At 63.7% G+C, this 19,505-nt stretch carries 17 protein-coding genes; 9 read left to right on the forward strand and 8 right to left on the reverse strand.

The window, feature by feature from the left end; translation table 11 throughout:
• The first annotated feature begins 22 nt into the window (after nucleotides 1-22).
• Entirely contained in the window at nucleotides 23-409 is a 387-nt protein-coding gene (locus tag YY7_RS57805) for a DUF3175 domain-containing protein (RefSeq protein ID WP_080663592.1), read from the forward strand.
• A gap of 165 nt (nucleotides 410-574) precedes the next feature.
• Here the strand turns inward: YY7_RS57805 and YY7_RS0105470 are convergent, their stop codons facing one another.
• Nucleotides 575-2,575 carry a methyl-accepting chemotaxis protein gene (locus YY7_RS0105470; RefSeq protein ID WP_245287202.1) on the reverse strand — a complete coding sequence of 667 codons (2,001 nt, stop codon included), beginning with the start codon at nucleotides 2,573-2,575 and terminating at the stop codon, nucleotides 575-577.
• A gap of 292 nt (nucleotides 2,576-2,867) precedes the next feature.
• Here YY7_RS0105470 and YY7_RS0105475 point away from each other — a divergent pair, with 292 nt between their 5' ends.
• From YY7_RS0105475 to YY7_RS0105490, 4 genes are all read left to right on the forward strand, one after another.
• Nucleotides 2,868-3,353 carry a (2Fe-2S)-binding protein gene (locus YY7_RS0105475; protein ID WP_028162342.1) on the forward strand — a complete coding sequence of 162 codons (486 nt, stop codon included), beginning with the start codon at nucleotides 2,868-2,870 and terminating at the stop codon, nucleotides 3,351-3,353.
• Between the two features lie 84 nt (nucleotides 3,354-3,437).
• Nucleotides 3,438-5,777: a xanthine dehydrogenase family protein molybdopterin-binding subunit gene (locus tag YY7_RS0105480; protein ID WP_028162343.1), complete on the forward strand. Its 2,340-nt coding sequence runs from the start codon at nucleotides 3,438-3,440 to the stop codon at nucleotides 5,775-5,777.
• Nucleotides 5,778-5,792: 15 nt separating this feature from the next.
• On the forward strand, nucleotides 5,793-6,593 hold the full coding sequence (locus tag YY7_RS0105485; RefSeq protein ID WP_028162344.1) for an FAD binding domain-containing protein: 801 nt from the start codon (nucleotides 5,793-5,795) through the stop codon (nucleotides 6,591-6,593).
• Between the two features lie 150 nt (nucleotides 6,594-6,743).
• The gene (locus YY7_RS0105490; RefSeq protein WP_028162345.1) at nucleotides 6,744-7,850 is read left to right on the forward strand and encodes a CaiB/BaiF CoA transferase family protein; all 1,107 of its coding nucleotides are present in this window, start codon (nucleotides 6,744-6,746) and stop codon (nucleotides 7,848-7,850) included.
• Between the two features lie 110 nt (nucleotides 7,851-7,960).
• Here the strand turns inward: YY7_RS0105490 and hppD are convergent, their stop codons facing one another.
• Nucleotides 7,961-9,076: a 4-hydroxyphenylpyruvate dioxygenase gene (gene hppD / locus YY7_RS0105495; RefSeq protein ID WP_028162346.1), complete on the reverse strand. Its 1,116-nt coding sequence runs from the start codon at nucleotides 9,074-9,076 to the stop codon at nucleotides 7,961-7,963.
• Nucleotides 9,077-9,197: 121 nt separating this feature from the next.
• Here hppD and YY7_RS0105500 point away from each other — a divergent pair, with 121 nt between their 5' ends.
• The gene (locus tag YY7_RS0105500; RefSeq protein ID WP_028162347.1) at nucleotides 9,198-9,674 is read left to right on the forward strand and encodes an Lrp/AsnC family transcriptional regulator; all 477 of its coding nucleotides are present in this window, start codon (nucleotides 9,198-9,200) and stop codon (nucleotides 9,672-9,674) included.
• Between the two features lie 85 nt (nucleotides 9,675-9,759).
• A complete protein-coding gene (locus tag YY7_RS0105505) occupies nucleotides 9,760-10,071 on the forward strand; it encodes a DUF1272 domain-containing protein (RefSeq protein WP_028162348.1) in 312 nt (103 codons plus the stop codon).
• Between the two features lie 42 nt (nucleotides 10,072-10,113).
• Here YY7_RS0105505 and fahA read toward each other — a convergent pair whose 3' ends face one another.
• The 5 genes from fahA to YY7_RS0105535 all read right to left on the reverse strand — a co-directional run bounded on the left by fahA (nucleotide 10,114) and on the right by YY7_RS0105535 (nucleotide 15,685).
• Nucleotides 10,114-11,385 (reverse strand): fumarylacetoacetase, encoded by a 1,272-nt coding sequence (gene fahA, locus YY7_RS0105510; RefSeq protein WP_028162349.1) that lies wholly within the window; start codon nucleotides 11,383-11,385, stop codon nucleotides 10,114-10,116.
• Nucleotides 11,386-11,515: 130 nt separating this feature from the next.
• Nucleotides 11,516-12,862: a homogentisate 1,2-dioxygenase gene (gene hmgA, locus YY7_RS0105520; RefSeq protein ID WP_028162350.1), complete on the reverse strand. Its 1,347-nt coding sequence runs from the start codon at nucleotides 12,860-12,862 to the stop codon at nucleotides 11,516-11,518.
• Between the two features lie 2 nt (nucleotides 12,863-12,864).
• A complete protein-coding gene (locus YY7_RS0105525) occupies nucleotides 12,865-13,821 on the reverse strand; it encodes an MBL fold metallo-hydrolase (RefSeq protein ID WP_028162351.1) in 957 nt (318 codons plus the stop codon).
• Nucleotides 13,822-13,833: 12 nt separating this feature from the next.
• Nucleotides 13,834-14,064, reverse strand: coding sequence for a DUF2783 domain-containing protein (locus YY7_RS0105530; protein WP_028162352.1), 231 nt, complete (start codon nucleotides 14,062-14,064; stop codon nucleotides 13,834-13,836).
• A gap of 7 nt (nucleotides 14,065-14,071) precedes the next feature.
• A complete protein-coding gene (locus YY7_RS0105535; protein WP_028162353.1) occupies nucleotides 14,072-15,685 on the reverse strand; it encodes an FAD-dependent oxidoreductase in 1,614 nt (537 codons plus the stop codon).
• 133 nt (nucleotides 15,686-15,818) lie between these two features.
• Between YY7_RS0105535 and YY7_RS0105540 the strand changes: the two genes are divergently transcribed.
• A complete protein-coding gene (locus YY7_RS0105540) occupies nucleotides 15,819-16,352 on the forward strand; it encodes a MarR family transcriptional regulator (RefSeq protein ID WP_028162354.1) in 534 nt (177 codons plus the stop codon).
• A 381-nt stretch (nucleotides 16,353-16,733) separates the two neighbouring features.
• Here the strand turns inward: YY7_RS0105540 and YY7_RS0105545 are convergent, their stop codons facing one another.
• Nucleotides 16,734-17,540 (reverse strand): N-acyl homoserine lactonase family protein, encoded by an 807-nt coding sequence (locus tag YY7_RS0105545; RefSeq protein WP_028162355.1) that lies wholly within the window; start codon nucleotides 17,538-17,540, stop codon nucleotides 16,734-16,736.
• Between the two features lie 369 nt (nucleotides 17,541-17,909).
• On the opposite strand from YY7_RS0105545, the gene YY7_RS0105550 reads away from it, so the two are divergent.
• A complete protein-coding gene (locus tag YY7_RS0105550; RefSeq protein WP_028162356.1) occupies nucleotides 17,910-19,397 on the forward strand; it encodes a caspase family protein in 1,488 nt (495 codons plus the stop codon).
• Nucleotides 19,398-19,505: the final 108 nt, after the last annotated feature.

Here is a 19,505-nt window from a genome sequence, read left to right on the forward strand (position 1 = left end):
ACCTGAAAAACAGGAGCTCGCAATGGCACCACGTCGCAAAACCAGCGCACGAAAAGCCACGGCACGAAAAGGTGCGACAAGGACAACCACGGCGCGGCGCAAGACCGGTACGCGAAAGACCGGCACGCGGAAAACGTCATCGCGGCGCTGGTCGCAACGCGTGACGCAGCGGAGCGACGCACTCGATCTCGACCGCGGCGTGTTCAAGCAGACCAGCGCGAAGAAGATCGCCGCTTCACTGAAGCGCTCCGCCGAGCGAAGCAAGCGCCGCAAGGCCGGCGCCTACCGCTCGGCGCTATCGATGCTGACCTTCTACATCAACCGCGCTGGCAAGACGCTGCCGCAGGCGCAGCGCGCGCGATTAGAACGCGCGAAGGTGGAGCTGAAGCACCAGTTCGGGAGGGAGTGAACGTGTGCCCCGTTGTCGTCTCCGCGAAGGCGGGGACCATAACCACAGGAAGCTATTATGGACCATAACCACAGGAAGCTATTATGACGCGCGCAAGCAGTTGCAGCGGAGCACACCACAAACGCCTGTAGTTATGGGTCCCGGGTCGAGCCCGGGACGACGGAGCTACGCCGCGCGGATGTTCGCCATGAAGCGATCGAGCTCGTCGCGCAGGCGCGTGCTTTCGGACGATAGCGAGCGTGCCGAGTTCAGCACCTCCTCCGACGCGGAGCCGGTCTCGGTGGCGCCCCGGTTGACGAGGGTGACGCTGGTGGCGGCTTCCTGCGTGCCCTGCGCGACATTCTGCACGCTACGGGCGATCTCCTGGGTCGCCGTGCTCTGCTGCTCGACTGCGCCGGCGATGTTGGCGGCGATCTCCGAGATCTGGCCGATGGTGCCGCCGATCTCCTTGATGGCGGCAACCGACTCCTGCGTCGCAGACTGCATGCCCGCGATGTGACTGGAAATCTCCTCGGTCGCCCGCGCGGTCTGGCTGGCGAGCGATTTCACCTCGGAGGCGACCACCGCGAAGCCGCGGCCGGCATCGCCGGCGCGTGCGGCTTCGATCGTCGCGTTCAGCGCCAAGAGGTTGGTCTGCTCGGCGATCGCGGTGATCAGCTTGACCACGTCGCCGATCTGTTGCGCCGCGAGCGAGAGCTTGCCGATGCGGGCGTCGGTCTGCTCGGCCTGACGCACCGCAGCATCGGCGATCCGGCTGGACTCTTTCACGCGGCGTCCGATCTCGTCCACGGAAGCCGACAATTCTTCAGTAGCGGAAGCCACCGACTGCATGTTGCTGGACGCCTCCTCGGAGGCACCCGCCACCTGGCTTGAAAGGTTCTGCGTGGTCTCAGCGGTCCGCGTCAGCGTGCCCGCCGCGGTCTCGAGCTGCACCGCCGAGGCCGAGACATTGGCGACGATCGAGCCGACCGCCGTCTCGAACTCGTCGGCGAAGCGGATCAATTCAGTGCGGCGTGCCGCGGCGCTCGCCTTGTTCTGCGCCTCCTGGCTTGCGGCGTCGCGCTCGGCCTTGGCGATCGCCTGGAGCTTGAATTCCTCCACCGCGCCGGCCATCTCGCCGACTTCGTCCTTGCGGCCGAGCCCCGGCAGCACAACGTCGAAATTGCCGGCCGCAAGCTCGCGCATTGCGGCGCACATCGCCCGGATCGGGCGCGAAATGCCGGTTCCGAGCAGGAAGGCGAGAACGGCGCCGAGCACGAAGCCGCCGGCGGCGAGCATCAGAATGAACCGCTCGGTCGCGCCGATCGCGGCGTCCGACTCGGTTTCCATGCGCTTCTGATCGGCAAGCAGGTCCGATTTCATCACGCCGGAGCCCTGATTGATGGCGGCCGCGGATTCCGTCATCTCGAGGGTCAGCTCGTCGATCGATTTCGCGTTCTCAATCAGCTTCGAGAGCGCCTCCCGATACTCATCGAGCATCTTGGTCAGCTCTTTGAGCGCAGCGACGACCTTCTCGTCGGTCGAAGAGACCGCCTTCAGCGAGTTCTCGACGAATTTCAGCCGCGCCAGCCCGCTGGTTGCGGTGATCTTGTCGGAATTGACCACGAAGGTATTGGCAAGCGCGCTCGCCTGCTGGAATTGCGAAGCGACCTGCTTGGCGCCCATCTCGACGGCGGACAGGCCGGCTTCGGCCGCGTTGGAGGCGAGATCGTCGAGCTTGTAGCGGAGCGAATTACCGCCGCGGGCGAGCTGATTCTGCGCGAGCAGCCCGCTCTCTCCCTTGACCTTGAGGATTTCGGCAAAGATCTTGGTGAAGGCGCGGAACTCCCGCTCGAGCTTTGTCACCTGCTCGACCCGCGCGGGGTCGGTGGTACCTTTCATCGCCTGGAGGATGGCCTCTTTGAGGCTGGCCTCGGCCGCGAGCGCCGCCTTGCCGTCCTCCTCCTTGCCGGTCGCCACATAGTAGCGCGCCAGCGAACGGTAGGAGATCAGCTCGCGGTCGATATTGCGCGCCAGATCGGCCTCCCGGACGCTCGCACGGTAGGCGGCGACGCCTGCGGAGATACGTTCAAAACCGAGATAGGCAAAGCCCATGCTGGCTGCGGTAATCGCCAGCACCGCAGCAAAGCCCAGGATGATTTTCGCACGAAATCGAAGGGTCGGCATTCGCGACCCCGCACGCCCCAGCAGTCCCACCCCAACCCCCGTCTTCATTCTGAAAACAAGCGGCGTCCGGAAATCATTGCCCAGACCCGACACGCAAAGCTAAGGCAGAATCGATAAGAGCTAGTAAATTCAGCAGACATTTCGGAGAGGTTGTGGAGTACCCCGCCGGGAGGCGCAGCTCCTCGTCCTCGCCGATGTCATGGCCGTGACAAAGGTAGGCAAAATCCTAGTTGCCAAGTTCCTCGCCGCTGTTTCTAATTGGAATAATTAAAAGCATCCGGAGGAACGACGCGTGTCTACAGTCAAGCTGACGGTGAACGGCAAAGCGGTATCCGTCGACGTCGAGGACCGAACCCTCCTCGTCCATCTCCTGCGCGAAAACCTGAACCTGACCGGCACCCATGTCGGCTGCGATACCAGCCAGTGCGGCGCCTGTGTTGTCCATATTGACGGGCGGGCGGTGAAATCCTGCACCGTGCTGGCGGGCCAGGCGGCGGGTTCGAACGTCACCACCATCGAAGGCATCGCCAAGGGCGACGAATTGCACCCGATGCAGGCGGCGTTCCGCGACAATCACGGCCTGCAGTGCGGCTACTGCACGCCGGGCATGATCATGTCGGCGATCGATATCGTGCACCGCTATGGCGGCGAGCTCGACGAGACCACCGTCCGCCACGAGCTGGAAGGCAATATCTGCCGCTGCACCGGCTACCACAACATCGTCAAGGCGGTGCTGGACGCCGCCGGGCGCATGAAGGTCGCGCAAGCGGCGGAATAGCCGCCGCCCGCCACATCTCGTCAAACGCCGCCGGGCTTCGATGGAAGCGGCGGGACATCACATCTCCGGTCGGGAGGATTCACAATGGGCATCGAAGGCATTGGCGCAAGCGTCGTCCGCAAGGAAGACCGCCGTTTTATCACGGGCAAAGGCCGTTACGTCGACGACATCAAACTGGTGGGCATGACCTATGCCCAGTTCATCCGCAGCCCCCACGCGCATGCCAAGGTCAAGAGCATCGATTCGAGCGAGGCCCTGAAGAAGCCCGGCGTGATCGCCGTGCTCACGGGCCAGGAGCTCGTCGATGACAAAATCGGCAATCTCATTTGCGGCTGGGCCATCACGTCGAAGGACGGCTCGCCAATGAAGATGGGCGCGTGGCCGGCGATGGCGCCGGAGACCGTGCGCTTCGTCGGCCAGGCGGTCGCGGTCGTGATCGCCGAGACCAAGAACCAGGCGCGCGACGCCGCGGAAGCCGTGGTGGTCGATTATGAAGAGCTGCCGGCGGTTTCTGACATCAAGGCCGCGATCAAGCCGGGCGCGCCGCAGCTTCATCCGGAAGCCTCGGGCAATGTGGTCTATGACTGGCATCTCGGTGACGAGGCCGCGGTGAAGGACGCCTTCAGCAAGGCGGCAAATGTGGTGACGCTTGAGCTCACCAACAACCGCCTGGTGCCGAACGCGATGGAGCCACGATCGGCGATTGCGGACTATGACGCGGCCGAAGAGCATTTCACGCTCTATACAACCTCGCAGAACCCGCATGTCGCCCGTCTCGTGCTGTCGGCCTTCTACAATATCGCGCCCGAGCACAAGCTGCGCGTGATCGCGCCCGACGTCGGCGGCGGCTTCGGCTCCAAGATCTACATATACCCCGAAGAGATGGTGGCGCTGTGGGCCTCCAAGAAAGTCGGCCGCCCGGTGAAGTGGACCGGCGACCGCACGGAAGCTTTCCTCACCGATGCGCATGGCCGCGACCATGTCTCGAAGGCCGAACTGGCGTTCGACAAGGACAACAAGATCCTCGGCCTCCGCGTGAAGACCCACGCCAATTTCGGCGCCTACATGTCGCTGTTCTCCTCGGCCGTGCCGACCTATCTCTATGCGACGCTGCTCTCGGGACAATACGTCATCCCGGCGATCTATGCGGAGGTGATCGGCGTCTATACCAACACCACGCCGGTCGATGCCTATCGCGGCGCGGGCCGTCCCGAGGCGAGCTACCTGATCGAGCGGATGATGGAAACCGCGGCGCGGCAGTTGAAGGTTGATCCGACGGAACTGCGGAAGAAAAACTTCATCACCCAGTTCCCGTACCAGACACCGGTGATCATGACCTATGACACCGGCGACTTCCATGCCTCGATCGACGCGGCGATGAAGGCAATCGACTATGCCGGCTTCCCGGCGCGCAAGGCGAAGGCGAAAGCGGACGGCAAGCTGCGCGGCATCGGCGTGTCCTGCTATATCGAAGCCTGCGGGATTGCGCCGTCAAAGGCGGTCGGCAGCCTCGGCGCCGGCGTCGGCCTCTGGGAATCGGCGGAGGTGCGCGTCAACCCGGTCGGCACGATCGAGATCCTCACCGGCTCGCACAGCCACGGCCAGGGTCACGAGACCACGTTCTGCCAGATCATCGCGGACCGCCTGGGCGTTCCGATCAGCCAGGTCTCGATCGTCCATGGCGATACCGACAAGGTGCAGTTCGGCATGGGCACCTACGGCTCGCGCTCGATCGCGGTCGGTGGCGCGGCCATCGTGAAGGCGATGGAAAAGGTCGAGGCCAAGGCCAAGAAGATCGCCGCGCACGCGCTGGAGGCTTCCGAGAACGACATCGTGATCGAGAATGGCGAGTTCAAGGTCACCGGCACCGACAAGTCGATCGCGCTGCCGATGGTCGCGCTCGCCGCCTATACCGCGCACAATCTGCCTGATGGCATGGAGCCGGGATTGAAGGAGACGGCGTTCTACGATCCCACCAACTTCACCTTCCCGGCCGGCGCCTATATCTGCGAACTCGAGGTCGATCCCACGACCGGCAAGACCTCGTTCGTCAACTTCGTGGCGGCCGATGATTTCGGCCGGCTGATCAACCCGATGATCGTCGCGGGCCAGGTCCATGGCGGACTCGCGCAGGGAATCGGCCAGGCGCTGCTCGAAAGCGCGGTTTACGACAGCAACGGCCAGCCGGTCACGGCATCCTTCATGGACTACACCATGCCGCGCGCCGACGACCTGCCGTCGTTCCAGATCTCGCACACCACGACGCTGTGCCCGGGCAATCCGCTCGGCGTCAAAGGCTGCGGCGAGGCTGGCGCGATCGGAGCATCGGCCGCCGTGATCAACGCGATCACGGATGCGATCGGCAGCAACAAGCTCGAAATGCCGGCGACGCCCGATCGCGTCTGGCATGCCATTCACGGTTAACGAGGAGCGTGAGCCATGTACGAGACCATTTATCATCGCGCTTCATCGGTCGACGAAGCGGCTGCCCTGTTCGCCAAAGGTGAGGAGCCGAAATATCTCGCTGGCGGTCACACGCTGATCCCCGTGATGAAGCAGCGGCTGGCCTCGCCATCTGACGTCATCGACCTCGGCAAGATCAAGGAATTGATCGGCGTGGACGCGACGGCCGACGCGCTGACGATCAAGGCGGCGACGCCGCATTGTGACGTGGCGCAGAACAGCGCGGCGCAAAAGGCGATCCCGGCAATCGCCTATCTCGCCTCGCTGATCGGCGACCCCGCGGTGCGCCATCGCGGCACGATCGGCGGCTCGCTCGCCAACAACGATCCCGCCGCGGATTACCCGGCCGCAGTGCTGGCGCTCGGCGCCACCATCAAGACCAACAAGCGCACGATCGCAGCCGATGATTTCTTCCAGGGCCTGTTCAGTACCGCCCTTGAAGACGGCGAGATCATCACGGCCGTGTCGTTCCCGATTCCGGCCAAGGCGGGCTACGCCAAATTCCCGCACCCCGCCTCGCGCTTTGCGTTGACCGGCGTGTTCGTCGCCAAGACCAAGGACGGTGACGTCCGCGTCGCCGCGACCGGCGCGTCGCAAAGCGGCGTCACGCGCGTCGGCCCGATCGAAGCGGCGCTGAAGGCGAACTGGTCGGCAGCCGCGCTCGACAGCGTGCAAATTCCGTCTGCCGGACTGCTCAGCGACATCCACGGCTCCGCCGACTACCGCGCCAACCTCATCAAGGTGATGGCGCAGCGCGCGGTGACGGCGGCGGGCTGATCCGGAGCATCCTACCTCCGCCTGTGACAACGGCGCGCAGCGATGCGCGCCGTTCCACTTTCGATCAAGGTCTTCGGAAAAAGCGCTTGCAAGGCCAGGCATATCGCCCGACAATTTAGCTAATCGCCTAATTAAAACACGGATGGAAACGTGCTCGATAAACCCGCCCCTCAGTCCGCTGTCCGCGTCTCCGGCCCGCTCGCCGGCACCCGCATCGTCGAATTCGCGGGTATCGGCCCCGGCCCATTCGCCTGCATGATGCTGGCAGATATGGGCGCCGAGGTCATCACCCTCGACCGCGTCGGCGCCGGCAAGAATCTCAAGGGCGTTTCCACGCGCGGGCGCAAGGTCGTCGAACTCGACCTCAAGGACAAGGCGGCGGTCGCGCAGGTGCTCGATCTCCTCGCCAATGCCGATGCGCTGATCGAGGGCTTTCGTCCCGGTGTGATGGAGCGGCTTGGCCTCGGTCCTGACGTCGTGCTCGCGCGCAACCCGAAGCTGGTCTACGGCCGCATGACCGGCTGGGGCCAGGACGGCCCGCTGGCGAACGCCGCCGGTCACGATATCAACTACATCTCGATCACCGGCGCGCTGGCCGCGATCGGCACCAAAGAGAAGCCGGTGCCACCGCTCAACCTCGTCGGCGATTTCGGCGGCGGCGCGCTCTATCTCGTGGTCGGCGTGCTAGCCGCGCTCTTGGAAGCATCGAAATCCGGCAAGGGCCAGGTGGTCGATACCGCGATGTGCGACGGCGCGGCGTCGCTGATGTCGATGTTCTTTGACCTGGCCGCAAGCGGCCGCTGGGTGGAGGGACGCGACCAGAACATGCTCGACGGCGGCGCGCATTTCTACGGCGTCTACGAATGCGCCTGCGGCCACTTCGTTTCGATCGGTTCGATCGAGCCGCAATTCTACGCCCTGTTGCGCAAGCACGCCGGCCTCACGGACGCCGAGTTCGACGCCCAGATGGACCGCAAGGGCTGGCCCGCGCTGAAAGACAAGCTCACCAAGATATTCAAGAGCAAGACGCGCGAGGAGTGGTGCAAGATCATGGAAGGCACCGACATCTGCTTCGCGCCGATCCTGACCATGGCGGAAGCCCCGAACCATCCGCACATGGCCGCGCGAAAGGTGTTCGTCGAACGCCATGGCGTCACGCAGCCGGCGCCCGCGCCGCGCTTCTCGCGGACACCGTCGGCGATCAGGGAGCCGGCGATAGCGGAGCTTGGCGATGTGCTGAGCGCGTGGAAGCGATAGCCGCCGCCTCTATCCGCTCGGCGTAGGGTGGGCAAAGCGCAGCCTGCCCGCCATCAAGAGCAGCGCAAGAAGAGGTGGGCACGCTGCGCTTTGCCCACCCTACGGGAGCCTTACGCTGCGTGGTCCACCTTCAGCACGCCGCGGCGGATCTGGTCTTCCTCGATCGATTCGAACAGGGCCTTGAAGTTGCCCTCGCCGAATCCGTCGTCGCCCTTGCGCTGGATGAATTCGAAGAAGATCGGTCCGATCGCATTGGCCGAGAATATCTGCAGCAGCACCTTGGTCTGGCCGCCATCGACCACGCCCTCGCCGTCGATCAGGATGCCGTTCTGCTGCAGCCGTGCGATATCCTCGCCATGGCCGGGCAGGCGCTGGTCGATCTTCTCGAAATAAGTGTCGGGCGGTGACGGCATGAACGGCAGCCCGGCCGCGCGCAGCGTCTCGATGGTCTGGTGGATATCGCGCGCGCCGCAGGCGATGTGCTGGATGCCCTCGCCGCGATAGAGGTTGAGATATTCCTCGATCTGTCCGGAATCGCCGGCGTCCTCGTTGATCGGAATCCGGATCTTGCCGTCCGGACTGGTCAGGGCGCGCGAGAACAGGCCCGAGGCGCGGCCCTCGATATCGAAGAAGCGGATCTGGCGGAAATTGAACAATCTGGCGTAGAAGCCGGTCCAGACATCCATGCGGCCGCGATGGACGTTATGGGTGAGGTGATCGATGTAATAGAGCCCCGAGCCCTCAGGCCGCGGGTTCTTCTCGCCGAGCCATTCGAACTCGAGATCATAGGCCGAGCCCTTCGCGCCATAGCGATCGACCAGATAGAGCAGGCTGCCGCCGATGCCCTTGATCGCGGGAACATCGAGCGTCTTCTGCGCGGCATTGTCGGCCGGCTCCGCGCCGAGCGACAACGCGCGCTCATAGGCACGCCTGGCATCGACCACGCGGAACGCCATCGACGGCGCGCACGGCCCATGCGCGGCGACGAAGTCATGGCCGTGGGTATCAGGCTCCTCATTGACGAGATAGTTGATGTCGCCTTGGCGATAGACCGTGATCTTCTTCGTCTTGTGGCGGGCGACCGCCACATAGCCCATCAGCTTGAACAGGCGGTGCAGCTCTTCCGGATGCGGATGGGCGTATTCGACGAACTCGAAACCATCCGTGCCCATCGGATTGTCGGCGCTGATTTCGGCCGGCGGCGCATCGTGCGGAAATGGACCCATTGGCGATTCTCCCTACTTTGGTTGACGGAATCTCCGCCGACCGGGCCGCAAGGTGCATGCAAAATGGCGCGCGATGGGCTAGCATCATGCACACTCTGTGCATCGTAACGGCAAATGGCGCATGATTCAGTTGGACACGTTCGATCTCAAGATCCTGGCCGCATTGCAGGACGACGGCCGGCTGACCAACCAACAACTCGCCGATCTCATTGGTCTGTCGGCCTCGCAATGCTCGCGGCGACGGATGCGACTGGAAGAGGAGAAAGTGATCTCGGGCTATCACGCCGACCTCGCCGGCGAGGCGCTCGGCTTCGAGCTGATCGCCTTCATCCAGATCACGCTGGCGACGCACTCGCCTGACAACGCGAAGAAGTTTCGCGAGCTGGTCAACCGTGTCGACGCGATCCAGGACGCCTATTCGCTGACCGGAGACGCCGACTATCTCTTGAAGGCCGTGCTGCGCGACCTCAAGAGCCTGTCCGACATCGTCAACAATGTCCTGATGCCGCACCAGAGCGTCGCCCATGTGCGCTCTTCGATCGTGCTGGACCGGCTCAAGGAGAGCGCGAAATTGCCGTTGAAGGCGTTAGGCACGTAACATGGCGCAAATCGAGGGAATTCCGTCATTCGAATTGCGGGCCTAGTTTGCGATGATCCGTCCCGCTTCAGCCTGAGAAACGACCATGGCGCTGCAACTGCGACCGAACTGCGAATATTGCGACAAGGATCTGCCGCCGAACGCGACGGAGGCGATGATCTGCTCCTATGAATGCACCTTCTGCGCTGATTGCGTGGAGCACAGACTGTTCAACGTCTGCCCGAACTGCGGCGGCGGCTTCGCGCCGCGGCCGATCAGGCCTTTGCAGGAATGGCGCGCCGGCGTGTGCGTGGTCAAGCAAACGCCGTCGGAGAAGCGGGTGCATTTGAAGTACAGTGTCGAGGATGTGGCGGCGCATTCGGTACGGCTACGCGATATTCCGCCGGAACAGCGGTGACTGGTCACACTCCGTGATTGCTAGCTGCCCACCCTACCAAGTTCACTCCGCCGGCAGAATCGTCCCCTCGACCTCACCGAAGCCGACGCGATAGCCGTCGCCCTGGCACCAGCCGCGCATGACGAGCGAATCGCCGTCTTCGAGGAAGGAGCGCTTGATGCCGCCTGCAAGTTCGACGGGCTCGGTGCCATTCCAGCTTATCTCGAGCAGGCTGCCGCGCTGGTCCTTCTCTGGCCCGGAGATGGTGCCACTCCCCAAGAGATCGCCGATATTCATGGCGCAGCCAGAGGAGGCGTGGTGCAGCAATTGCTGCACCGAGGACCAGTACATGTATTTGAAATTGGTGCGGCAGATCCGCGCCGGCTCGTTCATCCCGGCCGCATGCAGGCCTACGTCGAGCGTGAGATCATAATTGTTCGGCTGCGTCTGGCGCAGATACGGTAAGGGCGCGGGCTCCTGTATCGGCCCTTGCAGGCGGAACGGCTCCAGCGCCTCGCGCGTCACCACCCATGGGCAGATCGAGGTCGCAAAGGCCTTGGCCTGGAACGGACCGAGCGGAACATACTCCCATTGCTGGATGTCCCGCGCGCTCCAATCGTTCAGAATGACGAAACCGAAGATCATCTCTTCGGCCTGTTGCTCGCTCAGCATCTCGCCCATCGTTGACGGCTGGCCGACGACGGCGCCCATCTCGAGTTCGAAATCGAGCCGCTTGCACGGACCAAAGCTCGGCACCTCCACGTTTGGCGGTTTCAATTGCCCGCGTGGCCGGCGCACTTTCGTGCCGCTCACGACGACAGTCGAAGCGCGGCCGTTATAGGCGATTGGCATGTGCAGCCAGTTCGGCTGCAATGCGTTGTCCTTGCCGCGGAACATGACGCCGACATTGGTGGCGTGCTCCTTGGACGAATAGAAGTCGGTGTAGCCGGCGACCGTGATCGGCAGGTGCAGCTTCACGTCGGCCATCGGCACCAGCGCACGCTGGCGCAGGCGCTCATTGTCGCGCAGCTCGGGATGGTCGTGGCGCAAGAGTTCACTGATCCGCGCGCGGGTGCGCGACCAGACCTTTGGACCAAGCGCCATGAAGGGATTGAGCGAGGATGCGGCGAACACCGCGGGTTCGACCACATCGATGCGGCAGTCCTGCGCGAGCTGCCAGAGATCGAGCACGTAATCGCCGATGGCAACGCCGATGCGCGGAGCCAGACCGTCTTTCGCCGAGAACACGCCGTAGGGAAGATTCTGGATCGGGAAATCGGATGCGGGATCGACGTCGATGAAAGAGCGAAGTTTTGGGTCGTTGGGATGGGACAAGATGCTTCTCCGGTTTACACTTCGTCATGGCCGGGCTTGACCCGGCCATCCACGACCTTCTTTACGCGCGTCAAGACGTGGATGCCCGGGACGAGCCCGGGCATGACGTTCCCCTTGGGCAGTTGGTGCATCACGGCCTGCCCGGATCGAACCGCTTCTCCAGTCCCTTCCAGCAATCGGCGTAGTCGTCCTGCAGCGTCGCCGACTTCGCCGCGAATTGGGTGACGCGCTGCGGGAAGCGGGTTTCGAACATGAAGGCCATGGTGCCCGTTAGCTTCACCGGCTTCAACTCGCCATTGCTGGCGTGATCGAACGCCTCGCGGTCGGGGCCATGCGGCAGCATGCAGTTGTGCAGCGAGATGCCGCCGGGGACGAAGCCCTGCGGCTTGGCGTCGTAGACACCGTAGATCAGGCCCATGAACTCCGACATGATGTTCATGTGGTACCACGGCGGCCGGAACGTGTTCTCCGCCACCATCCAGCGCTCCGGGAAGATGACGAAATCGATATTCGCGGTGCCCGCGGTCTCCGACGGCGAGGTCAGGACCGTGAAGATCGAGGGATCGGGATGATCGAACGCGATCGCGCCGACCGGCGAGAAGGTGCGCAGATCGTATTTGTACGGCGCGTAATTGCCGTGCCAGGCGACCACATCGATCGGCGAATGCGGCAGCGTCGTCTTCCAAAGCGAGCCGCCCCATTTCACGTAGAGCTCGGTCGGCGTGTCCTTGTCCTCATAACTGGCGACAGGCGTCAGGAAGTCGCGCGAATTGGCCAGGCAATTGGCGCCGATCGGGCCACGCTCCGGCAGCGTGAAGGCGCCGCCGTAATTCTCGCAGAGATAGCCGCGCGCGGGGCCGTTCGGGATCTCGACGCGGAATTTCACGCCGCGCGGGATCACCACGATCTCGCCGGGCTCGGCATCGATGCGGCCGAACTCGGTGACGAGGCGAAGATTGCCCTGCTGCAGCACGAACATCATCTCGCCGTCGGCATTGTAGAAATGCTGGTCCACCATCGATTTGGTGATCAGATAGACATGCGCCGCCATGCCGGCTTGCGTGTTGGCGTCGCCGGCCGTCGTCATGGTCTGCACGCCCTGCAGGAACGTCTGTTCCTGCGACGGCATCGGCGCCGGATTCCAGCGGAGCTGCTCGATCGGCATCTCGTATTCGTGGCAGGGCGCGGTGCGCCACAGCCCGGCATCGGCTTTCTCAAACCGGCCGGAGTGTTTCACGGACGGCCGAATCCGATAGAGCCACGAGCGCTCATTGGCGCCGCGCGGCGCGGTGAAGGGCGAGCCGGAGAGCTGCTCGGCATAGAGCCCATAGGCGCAGCGCTGCGGCGAGTTGCGCCCGACCGGCAGCGCGCCGGGCAAGGCCTCGGTCTCAAAGCTGTTGCCGAAGCCGGACATGTAGCCCGGCGTGATTTGCGCGGAGCTCTTGGCGATCACATCAGGCGAGGTGTTGATGTTCATGGTCATCCTCCTCCTTGCAGCGCGGCCCACATTTCGCGGTCGCGCTTGTCGGTCCAGATCACGGGATCATCGATCCCGGACGCTTCGTCATGGGCGCGCGAGACGTTGAACGGCAGGCAATGCTCGTAGATCGCGAAGCTCGAGAATTTCGGATCCATCACCTCGCGCGTCGCCGCCATCGTCTCCTTCAGCGTGCGCCCTTTCGCCACGGAGGCCTCGGCTGCGCCGTAGAGCGTCGTGACGAAATCACGCGTCATCGCGATCGCCTCGCGCCCAGTGGCAAGGCCTTTCAACGCATCGCCACGACCGGGCGCGATCGCCTTGGGATTGAAGGCGCGGATCTCGTTCAGCGTCATCGGCCATTCGCGCAAATGCGCATCGCCGCAATAGCAGGCCGAGTGATATTCGATGAGATCTCCGGAGAACATCACCTCGGCATCCGGCACCCAGGCGACGATATCGCCGGATGTGTGGCCGGCGCCAAGCTGCATCAGCCGCACTTCGCGCTTGCCGAGATAGATCGACATCTCGCCCTCGAAGGTGAGCGTCGGCCAGGTCAGGCCGGGAATGCTCTGGGCGTCCTGGAACAGGCGCGGGAAGCGGCCATACTCCGAATCCCAATCCTGCTGGCCGCGCTCCGCGATCAGGCGATAGGTCTCCTGCGAGGCAACGATGCCTTGCGCCTTGTAGGCGGAGGCGCCGAGCACGCGCACCGCGTGATAATGGGACAGCACGACATATTTGATCGGCTTGTCGGTCACGGTGCGTACGCGCTCGATCACCTTGTTCGCCATCGCCGGCGTCGCCTGCGCGTCGAACACGAGGCAGCCGTCTTCGCCGACGATCACGGCGGTGTTGGGATCGCCCTCGGCGGTGAAGGCGTAGAGATCGGTGCCGATCTCGGAGAAGGTGATCTTCTTCTCCGCAAGATCCGTGGTGGACGCAAAGCCTTTTGCCATCGGGTGTCCTCGTTATTGTTGCTGCTGTTGTTGCTGCTGCTGGCTAGCCTCCAGCATCCGCCGCTTGGCGAGCGCGATCGCTTCGCGCAGCACGTCGATGTCGCCGATATGGTTGGCGAGCACGAGCACCAGCGCGGCATCGAGATCGGCGCTCTGCGCCTCCGTCAGGCCGCGATGTGCCTCGACGACGGCACGGAAGGCATCGTCCGGTTTTGCAAAGTTCGAGCTGGTCGACAGCGCCATGGCAACCTCAATTGAATCCCGTCGCCCGCGCCAGCGCCGCCTCTAACAGCGGCTGCGTCGGGCGACGGAAGCGTGCGGCGATATAGCCATCGGGGCGCAGCAGATAGGCGGTGCCGGGTTCGGCATCGTACCGCTTGCCGACGAGACCGGTGGCATCGGCGAAACCATCGTCGCCACCGATCCGGATCGTATTTACGCCATCCGGCGCATCCACCGCGGCGCCATTACCAAACTCCAGCAGCGTGAACCCCGTTCCCGCGCCGATAAACGCCTCGGTCAGGAACTGCGGATTGCCGCTGCGTCCAGCAATCGGCGCATCCGGCATGGACGCGCCCGGCCGTGGCCCGCCGCACCATGCGTCACCATCCGGCGTCGACAGCGGCGTGTCGTAAACCGACGGCACCGACAGCCGTCCACCATTGACCATGCGCTTGCCGAACTCGGTCTCCTTCGCCAATGCCAGCACCGCCTGGCGCAGCCGCGCCTCCTGCCGCGAGTTTGGCGCCATGAAATCGGTGGAGCGGGTGGATTCGCGGATGTTCTCATCGGCGGCGGCGCTGCGCTCGATGTGATAGCTCTCGAGGAGCGATTCTGGAGACGTCCCGCGCAGCACGCAGTCGAGTTTCCACGACAGATTCTCAGCGTCCTCGAGCCCGGAATTGGCGCCGCGCGCACCAAAGGGCGAGACCTGGTGCGCGGCGTCGCCGGCAAAGATCACGCGGCCGTGGATGAACTTGTCCATCCGCCGGCACTGGAACTTGTAGAGGGAAATCCACTCGAACTCGAACTTGTCGTGGCCGAGCATGCGCGCAATCCGCGGCCGCACATTTTCCGGCTTCCTTTCGTGCACTGGGTCGGCATCTGGATGGAGCTGCAGATCGATCCGCCAGACATCGTCCGGCTGCTTGTGCAACAGCGCCGAGCGCCCGGCATGGAACGGCGGGTCGAACCAGAACCAGCGCTCGGTCGGGAACGCCGCTGTCATCTTGACGTCGGCGATCAGGAACTGGTCCTCGAACACCTGGCCGGAAAATTCCGCGCCGACCATTTTGCGCAGCGACGAGCGTGCACCGTCGCAGGCGATCACGAAGGAAGCCCGAATCCTGTAGGCGCCCTCCGGCGTCTCGATCGTCAGCGCCACGCCATCGTTGCGGCTTTCCAGCGCAACCACCTTGTTGCGCCAGCGCAGGTCGATCGCCGGTAACTCGCGCACGCGATCGACCAGATAGGCCTCGGCATAGAATTGCTGCAGGTTGATGAAGGCCGGCCGCTTGTGACCGTCCTCCGGCAACAGGTTGAACTGATAGAGCTGGGAGGCGCCATGGAAAATCTTACCGACGCTCCACACCACGCCCTTCTCGACCATGCGGTCGCCAACGCCAAGCCGGTCCCAATATTCCAGCGAGCGCTTCGAGAAGCAGATCGCGCGCGAGCCTTCGCCGATCCGGTCGGCGTCGTCGAGCAGCACCACGGCTTGCCCGCGCTGGGCGAGATCGATTGCGAGCGACAGCCCGACGGGGCCGGCGCCAACCACCACGACTGGATATTCAGCCGCGTTAGCCGCTACCCGGTCCTGGTCGGGATGCCTCAGATAGCCGAACTGGTTGTTGGCCTGCGCCATCCGCTCAAACCCTTGCCGCTTCCCCGTGGCCCTGTTAAAGTAGTCTCACGTGCAACGATCTTAAACTCCCTGACGGCACCGCCGTCAACTCCCCCTCGGAGGCATTTTGACGAAATCGGTTTCGAGCGACGACATGGCGGCGACGCGATCCGAACCCGACTCGGTCGCGCCGCAGGAGGACGCGGCGGCCAAGAAAAGGCTCGACCTCTTCCACTTCATGCCGTTCCGCCTGAACCGATTGGCGGCGGAGGTGAGCTCGGCGCTTTCCGCCGAGTATCAGGCGCGCTACGGGCTCGACATCCCCTCATGGCGCGTGCTGGCGACGCTCGGCTTCCGCCGCGAAGCCTGCAGCGCGCAATACATCGCCGATTGCACGCGGACACATAAGTCGACCATCAGCCGCGCCGTCACCACGCTGATGGAACGGCAGATCATCGAGCGCGTCGAGAATGCCGACGACCGCCGCGAATTCCGCCTGCAGCTCACCCGCAAGGGCAAGGCGCTGTACGAGGAACTGATCCCGCGCCTGCTCCGAAGGGAGCAGGAGATTTTCTCATGCCTGTCGGCGCAGGAGAGGCGGCAACTCGGAAAACTGCTCGGCAAGATCGAGCACGGCCTTGAGCTGGTGCAGACCAGCGAAGAGGCGGACGCGAAGGAAACGTATTAGAGCATGATGTCATTTGGTTGAATCGGCGTGACCGCGGTTGTCCACCTCTCCCATAGGGAGAGGTCGGCGCAGCGCCGGGTGAGGGGTTACGGTTCCTCGATGGAGCTCATCCCCCTCACCCGGATCGCATCTCACGATGCGATCCGACCTCTCCCCGTCGGGGAGAGGTAAGGCACCTCCGACGTGGCGCCAATTCGACCTGATCTCATCATGCTCTAGGACGTACCGCTGTGAGACCCTCATGGTGAGGAGCCGCAAAGCGGCGTCACGAACCATGAGGCCCAGCCGGTGGCCTCATCCTTCGAGACGCCTGCTGCGCAGGCTCCTCAGGATGAGGGCGGCTGATGTGCTTCGTAATGACGCGCAAGGCGCCAGCAACACCTACTTCGCAAACGAGCGCGAGGGCGCGAGATGCAGCGCATACGCATCGACCTTGTCGCTCGCGCGCGGATAGATCTCGGCGACGATTGGATCATGCCCGGGGATGAAACGATCGGGATGTCCGGCGAGCCGCTCGACGGTTTCCCAGCCGATCGCCATGTCGCCGACATTGTAGACGATCGGAAACGGACTGCGCTTGTGCAGATTGGCGTAGTAATGCGCGGCATCGGATGCCAGCACCACGGGGCCGCGCGCGGTCTCGACCCGCACCACCTGCAGGCCGTCAGAATGGCCGCCGACGCGGTGCACGGTGATTCCAGGCGCGACCTCGCCATCTCCGGAGTGGAACGTGACGCGCTCGCCATAGACGTGGCGAACCATCAGCGTCACATGCTCGATCGAGAACGGGTGCCGCAGCATGCCGTTGCACATGCACCGTCCGGTCGCGTAGCTCATCTCGCGTTCCTGCAAATGGAAGCGAGCGTTCGGGAAGCGATCGAGATTGCCGGCGTGGTCGTAATGCAAGTGGGTGACGATCACGTCCCGAATCGATGCCGCCGAAACGCCAAAGCGATCCAGCGCATCGACCGGATTGAGAGTCAGCTTGCGGGCGCGCAGCTCGGCCTCCTCAGCATTGAAGCCGGTATCGACCAGAATGTCGCGGCCCGCTCCCCGAACCAGCCAGACGAAGTAATCGAGGGCCTGCGCCGCGGTCTCATGCGGATCGGGCGCAAGAAAGTTCATGTTCGGGGTGCGCGGCGACATCGTCGCATAGCGCAGAGCATAGATCTCGTAGGCGTTTCCCATTGGCGTCGCTTTTCTTGGTTGAGTGGCCGCTTGCGCGACAAGCAAGCCATTGTCATCCGCAAAGGTCAAATCCTGCAGGCCTGCTGCGGCTGCATGACAGGACCGTGCGAGCCAATGTGAGAGGGCGTCAGGGTGAGGGGTTGTCGCATTGCGGTCCGGGCGTTGTCGACGGAACCAGCGCTGCCACCGGAACAACCGCGCTTCATTCCCTGCCGGAAGCCGCTTCTTCGCGCTTAATTGTCGCAATTAACGACGAGGGCGCAAGTGGTTGACGGCCCATGGGCGCGGTTTGATAATGCCGGTTGCGTGAAGTAAGGTCGCCGCGGCGCAGACCGGGATCGGCGTCTTTTTGGCTAGACTGCGGCGATTATGCACATCTGCTTTGCTTTACTCCTCACATTGATTTTTGCCGTCGCCTCGACCGCACCCTCTTTCGCTGCGGGCGACCGCTTTGCCCTGGTGATCGGCAACGCCAAATATCCGGACGCGGATGCGCCGCTGAAGGAGCCGATCAATGACGCGCGCGACGTCGCCGACGAGCTCAAGCGCGACGGCTTCAGCGTCGACATCGGGGAAAATCTAACCGGCGAACAAATGCGGCACGCCTTCGAGCGACTCTACGGCAAGATCAAGCCGGGCTCGGTCGTCCTCTTGTTCTTCTCGGGCTATGGTATCCAGTCCAGCCGCCAGAGCTATATGATCCCGATCGATGCCCAGATCTGGAGCGAGGCCGACGTCCGCCGCGACGGTTTCAGCCTCGAGACGGTGCTCGGCGAGATCAACAGCCGCGGCGCCGGCGTCAAGATCGCGCTGATCGATGCTTCCAGGCGCAACCCGTTCGAGCGCCGATTCCGCAGCTTTTCAGCCGGCCTTGCGCCGGTGATCGCGCCGAACGGAACGCTGGTGATGTATTCGGCGGCGCTGTCGTCCGTGATCTCGGACAATGGCAGCGACCACAGCCTGTTCGTGCGGGAATTGCTCAAGGAGATCCGCACCCCCGACCTGATGGCGGAGGAGACGCTGAATCGCACCCGTGTCGGTGTCACCCGCGCCTCGCGCAGCGAGCAGGTGCCGTGGATCTCGTCTTCGCTCGCGGAAGATTTCTCTTTCGTTCCAGGTTCAGCGGCGCGGCCGCAGAGCCCGCCGCCGCCCGAACCTCCGCCGCCACCGCCGGCTCAGTCGGCGGTCGCCCCGCCGGCTCCACCTGCCCCGCCGTCGCCGCCGCCCGCGCCTCCGGTGCAGACCACCACGGCGCCGCCTCCATCCGAGCAGTTGCCATTACCACCGCCGCCGATGCCGCGGCCGGCGGACGTCGCTACACCGTCGACACCACCCGCCCCGAAGCAGGCCGACACGCTGGCCGATGATCCGACCATCAAGACCCTGACGGCACGGCTCAACGACAATCCGGATGATGCAGCAGCTCTTTACCGCCGCGGTCAGGTCTATGCCAGCAAGGGCGCCTACGAGCTCGCGATCAAGGACTTCGACAACTCGCTTCGATTAAACCCCAAGGATGTCGAAGCCTACAACAACCGCTGCTGGGCCCGCACCGTGATCGGCGACCTGCAGGCTGCGCTGAAGGATTGCAACGAGGCGCTGCGGCTGCGGCCGAATTTCGTCGACGCGCTCGACAGCCGCGGCCTTTTGAATCTGAAGAGCGGGCAGACCAAGAACGCCATTGCCGATTTCGATGCGGCGCTGAAGCTCAATCCCAGGTTGACGTCATCTCTCTACGGACGCGGGCTTGCCAAGAAGCGCAACGGCTCGGTCGCGGAAGGGGATCTGGACATCACCAACGCCAAGGCGATGGACCCGAATATCGTCAAGGAATTCGCCGATTATGGCGTGCAGTGACGATAATTTGGATAGCTGGTTCCGTCCGGCCTCGAACCTCGGACGGGATGTGCGAGACTAAGAATTTAAGATGGGCCGGGATCGAGCACCGGCAGTGATTTGGCTAAT

Source organism: Bradyrhizobium elkanii WSM2783 (assembly GCF_000472865.1).
Taxonomy (GTDB): Bacteria; Pseudomonadota; Alphaproteobacteria; order Rhizobiales; family Xanthobacteraceae; genus Bradyrhizobium; species Bradyrhizobium elkanii_A.